The sequence below is a fragment of the Nocardia albiluteola genome (assembly GCF_018860155.1).
Classification (GTDB): Bacteria; Actinomycetota; Actinomycetes; order Mycobacteriales; family Mycobacteriaceae; genus Nocardia; species Nocardia albiluteola.
On record NZ_JAHKNI010000008.1, the window covers coordinates 1 to 12,278 of the forward strand.

Sequence of the window (12,278 nt, forward strand, 5' to 3'; positions counted from 1 at the left end):
GTACGAGCCCGGTGGCTTCTGGGTCCAGGCTGCATATCAACTCGAGATCGTCTGAGTGGCTTGGGTTTGCCGTCGGTGAACTGCTTCGACGCTCAGGGCGGATGACGATCCGATTGCCGTGCAACGGCTCTCATCGCATGCAATTCATCCTACTTGACTGTCACAGTGAGATATTCAGCCCTTGCGCTACTCCCAGGTTGCCCCGCATCATCGACCCGTGAATGACCTTGTCGTCAGCCAACACTCACAAAACACCCGCAAGGAGTTCTGATACTGCCGGGCGGTCGAGACACTGAACTGACCTTCGGGTGTTGGTGCCGTGTTCTCGTATTCCCCCATGGTGGTCCTAACGCTAATCAACCCGAACCACCCCACAGCCGAAGGGCCGACGCCGGGTGGGCAATGCGTGGGCCCGCCACGGCCATGCCTGGCGCGACCATAGCGGCCACAACGACGGTGAACAAACGCCGCATGCGTGTCCTTAAACCTGTGAACTCTTGTGACCCACACCGAAGCATCGACCCTCAGCCGGGACTGGCTGATCATCGGCGACTGCGGTCGCATTCGGCTAGCGAACCCGCGGCGTATTCTGTGCTGAGCACCGGTGATGCAGTGCGAAGTGACTGTCGTTATGGATTCTGATTTCTTCAAAACTCAACGTGATCTAGGCATAGATCTGGTCACGGAGTTGCGTGCGGTCGGGTTTGTTGACGTTGCCGAGATCGGGCGGGGTGGTTTCGGTGTTGTGTATCGCTGCACCCAACCAGGGCTGGACCGCGTGGTGGCGGTGAAGGTCCTGACCTGCGAGCTGGAGGAGAATCGAGAGCGTTTCTTTCGTGAGCAGCGGGCGATGGGTCGATTGACCGGGCATCCGAACATCATGGAGGTGCTCGAGGTCGGCGAAACCGCCACCGGCCAACCGTACCTGGTCATGCCGTATCACTGCCAAGGTTCGTTGGACGCACGGATCCGCCGCGATGGCCCGCTGCCGCTGGAGGAGGTGCTGCATGTGGGGGTGAAGCTCGCGGGTGCGCTGGAAACGGCGCATCATGCAGACATCTTCCACCGTGACGTCAAACCGGCCAACATCCTGCTCACCGATTACGGCGAGCCGACGCTGAGCGACTTCGGCATCGCTCATCTGACCGGGGGTTTTCAGACATCCACTGGCACGGTGACCGGCTCCCCGGCGTTCACCGCACCCGAGGTCCTCCGCGGGGAGCCGACCAGCGGGGCGTCGGACGTCTACGGGCTCGGTGCGACGTTGTTTTGTGCGCTGACCGGTCACGCCGCCTTCGAGCGCCGCAGCGGCGAACAAGTCGTGGCCCAGTTTCTGCGCATCAGCGCCCAACCGGTACCCGACCTGCGCGAGCGTGGCATCCCGGAAGACGTCAGTGCCCTCATCGAGGCCGCGATGTGCCTGGACCCCCAGGACCGCCCCACGGCCGCGCTGTTCGGCGAGCAGTTACAGCTGCTCCAGCTCACGCACGGTTTCGCCGTCGACCAGATGGCACTGCACGTCGAACAAGGCAGCAGACTAGCGGTGGCGCCCGCCCAGGTGACCGGCATTCCCGCAGCCAGGGGCGTTGGGCGGCGGGAGGGAACAGGAAACCTGCCGCTGGAGCTGACCAGTTTCGTGGATCGGCGTAGCCAGGTGCTGGAGGCGAAGAACCTGCTGTCGAGGTCGTCTCTGGTGACGCTGACCGGGATCGGTGGGGTCGGCAAGTCACGGCTCGCGCTGCGGATCGCCCACAAACTGCAGCGAGATTATGCCGACGGCGTCTGGCTGATCGAGCTGGGTGAGTTGCGCGATCCGTCGTTGTTGGCCGATGTCGTAGCCGCCGCGTTCGGTGTGCGGCAGGTCGGCCGACCGATGCTCGAGGTCCTGATACAACACCTGTCCACCCGCGAGGTGCTGCTGGTGCTCGACAACTGTGAGCACATGATCGAAGCAGTCGCGAAACTGGTCGAATCGCTGTTGCGTGCGTGCCCGAAGACGCGGATCCTCACCACCAGCCGCGAGTCCCTGGGTCTGGGTGGGGAAGCCGTGCTTCCGGTGCCACCGCTGAGGTTTCCCGATCCGCGTAGCGGGTCGTCGGTGCGGGGTGCGGCTGGTTACGAGTCAGTGGCATTGTTCGCCGAGCGTGCCGCCGCGGCGGTGCCGGGCTTTCACCTGGACGAGGACAATCGCAACAGCGTGGCCAGGATCTGCGCCCGGCTCGATGGGTTGCCCTTGGCGATCGAACTGGCTGCGGCGCGGCTGCGTACCATGCCCCCTGAGCAGATCCTGACACGACTGACAGATCGGTTTGCCGTGCTGACGCGCGGGCGGCGGGATGCGCCGACCCGACAGCAAACGCTGGGCTGGTGCATCGGCTGGAGCTACGACCTGTGCACACCGACCGAACAGCGACTGTGGGGGCGGCTGTCGGTATTCGCAGGAAGCTTCGAACTCGACGCCGCCGAAGATGTCTGCGGCACCGACCTGACCGAGCCGCAATTCCTCGATGCGTTGTCGGCTCTGGTGGACAAGTCGATCCTGATTCGGGAAGAGTCCGGCGCTACGGTGCGCTTCAGGGTGCTCGAAACCGTGCAGGAATACGGGAGTCGGAAAATCATCGAGGCCGGCGAGTACACCGATCTTCGTCGCCACCACCGCGACTGGTACGAACGGCTAGCACTCGACGCGGAAGCCGACTGGGTCAGCCCCCGCCAACTGAATTGGATCATCCGGCTCGAGCGCGAGCTACCTAACTTGCGCAAAGCGCTGGAGTTCAGCATCGCAGACCGCGACGCAGCCGGCCTACGCACCGCTGCTGCGCTATTCAGCTTTTGGTTTTCGAGTGGGCGGCTCACTGAGGGAATCCGCTGGTGCGAGCGTGGACTGGCCAGTACACGCGGCGAAGCGACCGACCGCGCCAAAGCCCTGTTCACTATCAGCGCTTTCGCCGCGCAATTGGCAGACATTGCGGCCGCAACCAGTCGCGCAGCCGAGTTGCGCATCCTCGCCGAGCAGCAGCCAGCCGACCCCAGGATTGGCGCCCTGCTCGCCTACGCAGACGGTACCGCCGCGATCAGCAGTGGCGATCTGGCTCGCGCGGGCGTCCGGTTGAACGATGCCGTCGAAGGATTCAGTGCCCCCAATGACCTTGCATTCCACTTGAGGGCACTGGTACTACTGGGCTGGAGTCGCGTCCTACAGGGGGATATGCCCAGCGGCGTCGCCTGCCTGGAAAAGGTGCTGACTGTTCCGGATGCGCACCGCGACATCGAGATCCGGGCACGGGCACTGCGACCCATGGCGCTGGCGGCCTGGCAACAGGGTCAGCACGAACAGGCTGAGCGACACTTGGATGAGGCTCTTCGATTGGTGCGACCGGTGGTCGATCCGCTCGTCGCTTCGGTGTGTGTGGAGTTACTGGCATGGATGGCCGCCGAGAAGCCTGACGCCCGGCGGGCCGCCGTGCTGTTGGGTGCGGCCTACGGGCTCGGTCACGCGGTCGGTTCCAGCATCATGTTTCCCCATATGGCTGCCTACCATGAGCAGTGCGAGCAATGCGTGCGTGATGTTCTCGGCAGGCGGGGCTATGAGTCCGGCTATCGGGAGGGCGCTGCGATGAGTTTCCAGACAGCGGTCGACTTCGCGCTGCGGGAGCAGCCTCGAGCCATGGCACAGTCAGATCGTGGCTCGGCGAGCCTGACCAAGCGCGAGCGGCAAGTCGCCGACCTCATCGCGGAAGGACTGACCAACAAGGCGATCGCCGCCCGACTGGTGATCTCACAGCGCACAGCAGAAGGACACGTTGAGCACATCCTCACCAAACTGGGATTCACCTCACGAGCACAGATCGCCAGCTGGGCCGCAGAACTCGGTTTTGTAGAGGCCGTTGATCGTTTCGGCGAGCGCATTGTCGAAACTTGATCCCACAGCACCGACACTCGGCTGGATGCCGGCTTCGGCCAGACGCTCGGTAAGGGCGATCGAGGTACATTGAGATCCTCTATCAGTATGGTGGACAACATCTTTCACTTTCCAACTGGCTCGTTCACGAGTCCAGATGGCTTGCTCGATCGCGTCGAGGACCAAGCCCGCGGTCATCGACGTCGAGGTACGCCAGCCAAGGATGCGACGGGCGTAGGCGTCGATGACGAACGCGGCATACGCCCAGCCGGACCACGCTGGGTGTTCCGTCACGAACTCCCGCATCGATCAGCGCCTGGGCCTTCCACCGGAACAGTGTGGCCGGCGAAATGCCTGTCTCCGAGGCGAGCTGGGTGTATCAATCTCGCACATGCCCGGCCCCCGGTAGCCATGGCTGTTGCCAACTCCGATGGCCGCGCAGCAGCGAGTGCGCCGCCTCGGGCCCCCACGAGCCGGGCTCGTAGGGGTGAATCTCGCCGGGGCTGTCGAGTAGCGGCTGCACGATCCGCCACGTTTCTTCGATGCTGTCTTCTCGGGCGAAGAGCCGGCGATCGCCGATCAGCCCACCCTGCAACAGCCGCTCATAGGGCCGGATCGGTTCGCCGAGATCCTGTGCGAGCGAGGAATCCAGGTGTACGTCTCGCCAGCGGGCACCGCCTCGCGTATCGAGTGCGGCCAACTGCAACCGCATCCCCGGATCAGGGTCGATGCGCAGCACGATCTGGTTCGGCTCCACCGCCCCGCGGTTCGGCATGAAGGCCAACGCCGGCGTGCGCCGCAGAAACAGCCGGACCTCGGTCACCTTCTCGGGTAGCGCCTTGCCGGCCCGCAGGAAGATCGGCACCCCGGCCCAGCGCCAGTTCTCGATCTCCATGCGCAGCGCCACGAACGTCTCGGTTCGCGACCCCTTCGACACCCCGGGGATATCGGTGTAACCGCGATACTGACCACGTACGTAATGCGCCGGATCCAGTGCGGGCATCGCACGGAACACCTCGGCCTTCTTATCGTTGATGTCGTCGTCGCCCGGGCCGACCGGCGGCTCCATGGCGACCAGGGCCAGCACCTGAAGTAGGTGGTTCTGCACGACATCACGTAACGCGCCCACAGCGTCATAGAACTTGCCGCGGTCCTCGACCCCGAAGTCCTCGGCCATGGTGATGTGCAGCTCGGAGACGCTTCGGCGATTCCACAGTTCAGCGATCGCCAGGTTGGCGAACCGTAGGTACTCCAGCTCGACGACCGGTTGCTTGCCCAGGAAGTGATCCACTCGCAGGATCTGATCTTCTCGCAGCACCACGTGCAGCTGGGCGTTGAGTTCGCGCGCGGAGGCCAGGTCGTGGCCGAATGGCTTCTCCAGCGCGACGCGCGACCGCTCCAACAGGCCGGCCCGGCCCAGGTTCTCGACAATGGGCGCGAACAGCGACGGCGGCATCTCCAGGTAGAACAGGGGGTTTCGGTCGGTGCCGATGCGTTCGGCCAGCGACGCGTAGAGCGCACTGCCGGTGACGTCACCATGCAGGTAGGACAAACGGCCCGCCAGCCGGTCGAACACGGCGTCGTCGATTGATTCGCCCGACTCGCTGATCGCGTCACGGGCTCGGGCGATCAACGCCTCGAGCGTGATGTCGCGACCGGCCACACCCAGAATCGGGCAGTCCAACGCATTGCGGCGCTCCAGCCGGTACAGCGCGCGAAACGTCATCTTGCGGGCAAGATCGCCGGTAATTCCGAAGATCACCAGTAGATCTGACGGGCTACTATCACGGTTGTTCACTGCCTGACCTCCATAGAAGTCGCCCAACCAGGTCTACTGCTTCTCGGCGTGACCGCCGAATTCGCTGCGCATCCTTAGCCCTCGGGCCTTATGCAACAACAGAATCGACACGTCTATCTCCCTTCTCGGCGCGGTCCGAATCGGCCGTTCAGGTCACCGCGGACGTCTGCGCCTCGATTCGGCCCATCAGCTCGTGTCCTCGATTGCCAGCTCGAAAAACAGCTGCTCAGCCGAGAGTCCCTGGCCAGCCTTGGACCGGATGGCGTCGTCGTAGTAGCCCGATCCGATGGCCTTGTCGTAGATGGAGGGGTTGGAGGTCAGTCCGGTCACGGAGTAGGAGTCGATGTATCTCTGGATGGTGCCGTCGTCGAGCATGCCGCGGGTGATGTTGTCGAGCCAAAGGCTCTGTCCCCGCTCGTGCAGGATCTCGGTGGCTTTCATTTGGTTCTCCTTCCCCAGGTTCCACGTCGGCTCGCGACACGGTCGTCGCGGCTATGCCCGGCGGGCGGCGGCCACGCGATCGCGCGCGACGTCGGCGACCCGGTCCGGGGTGAAACCGAACTTCTCGAGCAGTTGCTTCAGCGGCGCCGACGCCCCGAAGGTGTGCATCCCTATCACCGCGCCGCCGTCACCGACATAACGGTCCCAGCCCAGCGTCGATGCCTGCTCCACCGCGACGCGTGCCTTCACCGATGGCGGGAGTACCTCGTCGCGGTACTGCTGGGACTGGCGGTCGAAAAGCTCCCAGCAGGGCATGCTCACAACCCGTGCCCCGACGCCATCAGCCTGTAGCTCCTGCCGGGCAGCCAGCGCCAAGTGCACCTCCGAGCCGGTCGCAAGCAGGATGACGTCCGGTGTCGCGGTGTCGGCTTCGGCCAACACGTAGCCGCCTTTGGCCACTCCCGTCGCGGGCGCGAAAACGCTCCGGTCCAGTGTGGGCAGCGCCTGGCGGGAGAGGATCAGCGCGGCGGGCTCGTGCCGCAGAGCGGTCACGATGCGCCACGTCTCGACGACCTCGTTCGCATCGGCCGGGCGGAACACCAGCAGGCCTGGTACGGCGCGCAGCGACACCAACTGCTCCACCGGCTGGTGCGTGGGTCCATCCTGTCCGACGCCGATCGAGTCGTGGGTCAGAATGTGCAGGACCGGGATCTCCATCAGCGCCGAGAGCCGAATGGCCCCGCGGGCATAGTCGGAGAAGATCAGAAAACCCGACCAGAACGGGCGCAGCTTAGTGAGCGCCATCCCGCTCGCGACCGCCGCGGCAGCGTGCTCGCGGACCCCGAAGTGCAGATTCCGGCCCTGCTGCCCGGGCTGGAAGTCACCCGCACCGTCGGTGAGCCTGGTCTTGGTGCTTGGCGACAAGTCCGCCGAACCGCCGATCAGCCAGGGCACTGCACGGGCCACAGCGTTCAGCACCCGCCCGGACGACTCACGGGTAGCGATCCCGGTGGCGTCGGGCGGGAACGTGGGCAGCGCCTTCTCCCACCCGTCGGGCAGATCACGCCGCTGGATGCGCTCAACCTCATCGGCCAGACCAGGAAACACCGTCCGGTAGCGCTCGAGCATGGCCTGCCATGCCTCCCGGGCCGCCCTCCCGCGCGCGCCGATTCCCGAGGAGAAGCAGTCATAGACACCATCTGGGATGTAGAAATCGGCATCCTCGGGCAGCCCGAGGAACCGCTTCGTGGCTCGGACACCCTCGACCCCGAACGGTTTGCCGTGCGCCGCGGGCGAGTCCTCGACCGGCGAGCCGTACCCGATGTGACTGTGCACGACGATCATGGTCGGCCGCTGTTCCTCGGCCTTGAACGTGTGCAATGCCCGTTCGATCGAATCGGTGTCGTTGGCATCGGCAACCGTGGTCACGTTCCAGCCGTAGGCCAGGAAGCGTTCCGCCACGTCCTCGGTGAACGTGATGTCGGTGTGGCCCTCGATCGTGACGCGGTTGGAGTCATAAATCCAACACAGGTTCGTAAGCTGCAGGTGACCAGCCAGGGAAGCGGCCTCAGCGCCGATGCCCTCCATCAGGTCGCCATCCCCGGCCAGGGCGTAGACGTCGAAGTCAAACAACGTCATCTCGTCGCGGTTGTACCGCCCGGCCAACCAGCGCCCGGCGACCGCCATGCCCACCGAGGTCGCCACCCCCTGACCCAACGGCCCGGTGGTCGTCTCCACACCGCTCGTCAAGTGGTACTCGGGATGGCCCGGGCAGTGGGAGCCGAGCTGCCGGAAAGTCTTCAGATCCTCGAGAGTGACCGCGGCCCGGCCGAGCACCTCGTAGTCGGGGTCCACCGCCTTGACACCGCTGAGGTGCAGCAACGACCACAACAGGGCCGAGGCATGACCCTCCGACAACACGAACCGGTCCCGGTTCGGCCAGATCGGATCGCCGGGGTCGAAACGCAGGAAGCGCTGCCACAGCGTGTAGGCGACCGGGGCGATGCCCATCGGCGTCCCCGGGTGGCCCGAGTTCGCGCGCTGGATCTCGTCCATGCACAACGCCCGGATTGTATTGATCGCGACGGTGTCCGCGTCGTATGTCGTCGTGGTGTTCACTTCAGCTCCGTTACCGCAATGTGGGGATGGGTTTGGATGAATACACCGTCTGCCCCTCGGCAGCGCCAACTACAGCAATTTAGTTGCGCGCGCACGGACTCCGCCGTCCAATTTTCGACCGCATCATGGTACGACTGCTGTAGCTTGCACCTTCACCAGCTCAGCTGCAATGCGGCCGGAGCGCCCGCACTGCCTTGATACGCCTACCGTCATATCGAGGCTGCGCCAGCCGGGCCGACCCATGCGATCATTATCCGCCACCAGCACGGACACAACAAGATGGCCACCGCCGTTCTCATGCAACACTTCCCTCGCTAAAATCCGGGTATCGCCTTCCGCATCCGTTTCGGACGCGTGGCAAAGATTCGTCGCACGAACCGCGTTCAAGTGGGTATCGAAGAACTCGCTGATCGGTAACGGGGTGGAATTGAATTTATCGTTTTCCAGGCTCATTATGACAAGAACATGCGAGTGATCTCACCACACCAATTCTTTACCTGTCCGATTGGGCGGGCAGCCATCGGCGGTCACCACCTGCCCGTCACCGCAGATCCCGGCCACATCCAGCTTCGCGAAGGCGTTGACCACCTCAGCGGAAGCTTTGTGGATCTTTCCATCATCGGCGGAGTGTGAACCGCACCCGTTATCGGGCATCTGGAGGGGGCTGTCCCGGCTGGCCAACGTGCAGGAGGTCCGTGATGGCAACACTGCTCTCGATCAACGTAGGCATGCCTGGAGACGTCCCCTGGCAGGGAAAGACCGTCCACACCGGAGCCTGGAAGGCCCCGGTCCAGGGCCCCCGCATGGTCCGGCGGCTGAACGTCGATGGAGACGGCCAAGGCGATCTGGCCGGGCACGGCGGGGAAATTCGAGCCGTCCTGGTCTACCAGTTGCAGTCCTATCGATACTGGCGAAAGCACCTCGGTCGCAACGACCTGACCTTCGGGATCTTCGGGGAAAACTTCACCGTCGACGGCCTGCCCGACGACGAAGTATGCATCGGCGACCGGTACCGCATCGGCGAAGCCGAATTCGAAGTCACCCAGCCACGCGTCACCTGCTACCGGGTCGGCATGCGCCTGGGCGAACCCACCATGGCCTCCCTGATGGTTGCCCACGGCCGGCCCGGCTTCTACCTACGCGTTCTCACCGAGGGACGCGTCGAAGCCGGCAGCGAGATCAGCCTCACCCGCAAAGGCGCCGAAGAACTGAGCGTTGCCGAGATCGACGCGCTGCTCTACCTTCCGGGCCGCGACCCCGCGAAGCTGCGCAAGGCACTGAACATCCCCGCCCTCAGCCCCGGCTGGCAACAGTCCTTCCGCGAACTCGCCGCCGCCCGGCAACCTGAACAAGAACCGGGATGGCCAGCCGAACGCACCAGCACCCAGCAGCCCAGACAAGGGCCGGGGTGGCCGGGCTTCAAAACCATGCGCGTCGCCCGCATCGCCCCCGAGACCTCCACCATTTCGTCGGTTTACCTCGTCGCCACCGACGGCACACTCCTTCCCGAAGCCCGCCCGGGCCAATACCTGTCCATCCGCCTCGCCGTCGGCGATGCTGCCCCCGCGGTGCGCAGCTACTCACTGTCCTGCGCGCCTGCAACCGACACCTACCGCATCAGCGTCAAACGTGAGCCCCACGGGAAAGTCAGCGGCTACATCCATACCACACTCCGTGCCGGGGACCTCGTGGACATCGCGAGCCCCCGCGGAACGTTTGTACTCAAAGAAAGCAGCCGCCCGATCGTCCTGGTCTCCGCGGGGATCGGTGCCACTCCCATGCTCGCCATGCTCTACCAACTCACCGCCGACAAAGCCCCACGTCCTGTCTGGTGGATCTATACCACCCGCGACCGTGCTCACCATGCTTTCGCGGACGAGGCCCACACCCTTCTGGCGCAACTCGCCAGCGCCCACGAGCACATCTACTACACTTCCGAAACCCCACATCCCGACGATTCCCACATCGCCCAGGGCCGCCCGACCGCCCAATCACTCACGGCCATGGGCATCCCCACCGACGCCGACGCCTACCTGTGCGGACCACCGGCTTTCATGAACGATCTGGGCGGCTTTCTGCGCGATCACGGCCTGCGCGCCGAGCAGATCCACACCGAACAGTTCAGCGCCCTGCCCGCCATCAACCCTGGCGTCACACCCACCGCAGCGATCCGGCCGCATGAGCCACCTGGTCCACCGGGTACCGGCCCGCTCATCACCTTCGCCCGCAGCGGCATCACGATCCCGTGGTCGCTCACACACGCGACACTCCTCGATCTCGCCGAAGCCTGCGGCATCCCCACCCGCTGGTCCTGCCGCACCGGTGTCTGCCATACCTGTGTCACCCATCTGGTGTCAGGCGAGGTCACCTACACCACCCCACCTCTCGAACTCCCCGAAGCCGGCACCATCCTCGTTTGCTGTAGCGCACCAACGACCGAACTCGTTCTCGACCTCTAGCCGCGTACCGACTGCAGCCGGCCGCTTCAGCGGCAGGAGTCGGAGACGTGAGTTTGTGAGCCCGGTTCGTCCTGCACCACTCGACGAGCCGGTCGAGCAGAGCGGTGCCGAGACCACGGTGCCGGTGATTAGCCGCAATCATCATGGTCAACTCGACAACCCCGGACGCAACAAATTGAACGGTCGCGGTCGCGACAACGCCGGCACCAGAGACATCGCCGACGAACACCGTCGCGTCCTTCGCTGTCATCAGGTTCTCCAACCCGGCGGCGGTGCGGACTTCGTCAACAGGCGGTTCCGAACCGATCCATCGTTGCTCCTGGGCGACGGCGACGCGGAGCTTGACAGCGGCGTTGATGTCCTCGAGGCGGGCACGGCGGATCGCGACATCGGTGGTGTTCGTGGTGCGGACCGGGATTGGCTGCAGCAGGGTGGTGAGGATGTTCTTGTCCAGCAGCGTGTTCTCGATGCTGCGCAGGATCAGCTCGGTGCCGATGGGGGACAGGTGGATTCCGTCGGCGACCCACGGACCTGACGCGCTGGCGATGCTGTGTTCGCGTAGAAGAGCCGCGGTACCGACGAACGTGCCCCAGCAGTCGACGAACACCGCCCCGGCGTCACGGGCGACGGCTCGGGCAGCGAGGTGGACCCGCCCCTGCCATGGTTGTGGATCGTGACCGGGACATCGGGGCGCAGCGCGGCCAGCCTGACTTCCAGGCGTTGCAGGAACCCGCCGTGCGCGTGACCGTCCACGGCGACCGTGGCGCCGACCTCGGGCAGGTTAGCCGGATCGGTCAGTCGGGAGGCGGTGGCGATCGGATGTTCGGTGTGGCTGGCGCCCCAACTCCGGACCACGATCGGGGTACCTGGTGCGGGGTGTAGCCGCGGCCGTGCACTGGTGTCGCCGGTCATGTAGGTGGTGTTGTGGCGGTGGGGGATGGGGAGTCGCCGGTGATGTCCGTGTGAATGGCCTCGACGATGTCGGTGATGCCGAGAGTGGCGTCCAGGCGAATATTGCCTCGACCTGTGCAAACGTATCGATCCTGGTCGCCTACCGGGCCGCCAGCCCCGGCCGGCGATGCCGGGCCCGCAACTGGAACCCGAACCAGGACACCACGATCGCGATCATCACCAAAGCCCGCACCAACTCCAGATCACTGCGCGGGTAAAGCACTCCGGTGATGTAGTAGTCGATGAATCCGCTCGGCGGCAGCCCGGCCTCCCCGGCCCGTAGCCGCGCCCAGTTCTCCAGATGCGTGAGCGGACAGGACAATCCGAAGATTATCGTGCTGAACCCCCACCCGAACGCCGCCAGATGCGTCCAGATCGTCCATCGCCACCGCCACGCGATGAAGCCGCCCGCCACCACGTAGGCGACGAAGAGAAAATGAACCCCTGCGGTGATATCCGCCAGCAGTCGGTACATCATTCCTCCAGGGTAGGCGTCGATCTTGCCCACCCCGGCCAGGCGTGATCGTTTCGATGCGATCCGAGGCTCACGCACCCGGCCTCGGCGGCAGTGCGGCCGAGAGAGTACCGGTTTGGAAGATACCGGTATGAA

General features: G+C 64.7%; 8 protein-coding genes and 1 pseudogene. 2 read left to right on the plus strand and 7 right to left on the minus strand.

Annotated features, from left to right (window positions below):
* Positions 1-631: 631 nt before the first annotated feature.
* Positions 632-3,922 (plus strand): protein kinase domain-containing protein, encoded by a 3,291-nt coding sequence (locus tag KO481_RS23315; protein WP_215919699.1) that lies wholly within the window; start codon positions 632-634, stop codon positions 3,920-3,922.
* Here KO481_RS23315 and KO481_RS23320 read toward each other — a convergent pair.
* The 5 genes and pseudogenes from KO481_RS23320 to KO481_RS23340 form a co-directional block, all read right to left on the minus strand.
* A pseudogene (locus KO481_RS23320) lies at positions 3,869-4,177 on the minus strand (DDE-type integrase/transposase/recombinase); the annotation flags it as partial. The gene KO481_RS23315 and the pseudogene KO481_RS23320 overlap by 54 nt on opposite strands.
* Before the next feature lie 103 nt (positions 4,178-4,280).
* Entirely contained in the window at positions 4,281-5,699 is a 1,419-nt protein-coding gene (locus KO481_RS23325) for a glucose-6-phosphate dehydrogenase (protein WP_215919700.1), read from the minus strand.
* Between the two features lie 186 nt (positions 5,700-5,885).
* Positions 5,886-6,140: a transaldolase family protein gene (locus tag KO481_RS23330; RefSeq protein WP_215919701.1), complete on the minus strand. Its 255-nt coding sequence runs from the start codon at positions 6,138-6,140 to the stop codon at positions 5,886-5,888.
* A gap of 51 nt (positions 6,141-6,191) precedes the next feature.
* Complete coding sequence (tkt, locus tag KO481_RS23335) at positions 6,192-8,258, minus strand: transketolase (protein ID WP_308166751.1); 2,067 nt, start codon at positions 8,256-8,258, stop codon at positions 6,192-6,194.
* Between the two features lie 123 nt (positions 8,259-8,381).
* The gene (locus KO481_RS23340) at positions 8,382-8,711 is read right to left on the minus strand and encodes a hypothetical protein (protein WP_215919702.1); all 330 of its coding nucleotides are present in this window, start codon (positions 8,709-8,711) and stop codon (positions 8,382-8,384) included.
* A gap of 245 nt (positions 8,712-8,956) precedes the next feature.
* On the opposite strand from KO481_RS23340, the gene KO481_RS23345 reads away from it, so the two are divergent.
* Entirely contained in the window at positions 8,957-10,717 is a 1,761-nt protein-coding gene (locus KO481_RS23345; RefSeq protein ID WP_215919703.1) for an MOSC domain-containing protein, read from the plus strand.
* Here the strand turns inward: KO481_RS23345 and KO481_RS44855 are convergent.
* Together KO481_RS44855 and KO481_RS23355 are read right to left on the minus strand one after the other, a co-directional pair.
* Positions 10,623-10,967, minus strand: a complete 345-nt coding sequence (locus tag KO481_RS44855) for a GNAT family N-acetyltransferase (RefSeq protein WP_372452124.1) — start codon at positions 10,965-10,967, stop codon at positions 10,623-10,625. The genes KO481_RS23345 and KO481_RS44855 overlap by 95 nt on opposite strands.
* 801 nt (positions 10,968-11,768) lie before the next feature.
* Positions 11,769-12,146, minus strand: a complete 378-nt coding sequence (locus KO481_RS23355; RefSeq protein WP_215919705.1) for a DUF2784 domain-containing protein — start codon at positions 12,144-12,146, stop codon at positions 11,769-11,771.
* Positions 12,147-12,278 lie beyond the last annotated feature (132 nt).

What these genes read in the sequence shown, in the direction of transcription:
- KO481_RS23340 (WP_215919702.1), bottom strand. Translation starts at nt 8,711, where the DNA reads ATGAGCCTGGAAAACGATAAATTCAATTCCACCCCGTTACCGATCAGC.
- KO481_RS23345 (WP_215919703.1), top strand. Translation starts at nt 8,957, where the DNA reads ATGGCAACACTGCTCTCGATCAACGTAGGCATGCCTGGAGACGTCCCC.
- KO481_RS23330 (WP_215919701.1), bottom strand. Translation starts at nt 6,140, where the DNA reads ATGAAAGCCACCGAGATCCTGCACGAGCGGGGACAGAGCCTTTGGCTC.
- KO481_RS44855 (WP_372452124.1), bottom strand. Translation starts at nt 10,967, where the DNA reads ATGACAGCGAAGGACGCGACGGTGTTCGTCGGCGATGTCTCTGGTGCC.
- KO481_RS23315 (WP_215919699.1), top strand. Translation starts at nt 632, where the DNA reads ATGGATTCTGATTTCTTCAAAACTCAACGTGATCTAGGCATAGATCTG.
- KO481_RS23355 (WP_215919705.1), bottom strand. Translation starts at nt 12,146, where the DNA reads ATGATGTACCGACTGCTGGCGGATATCACCGCAGGGGTTCATTTTCTC.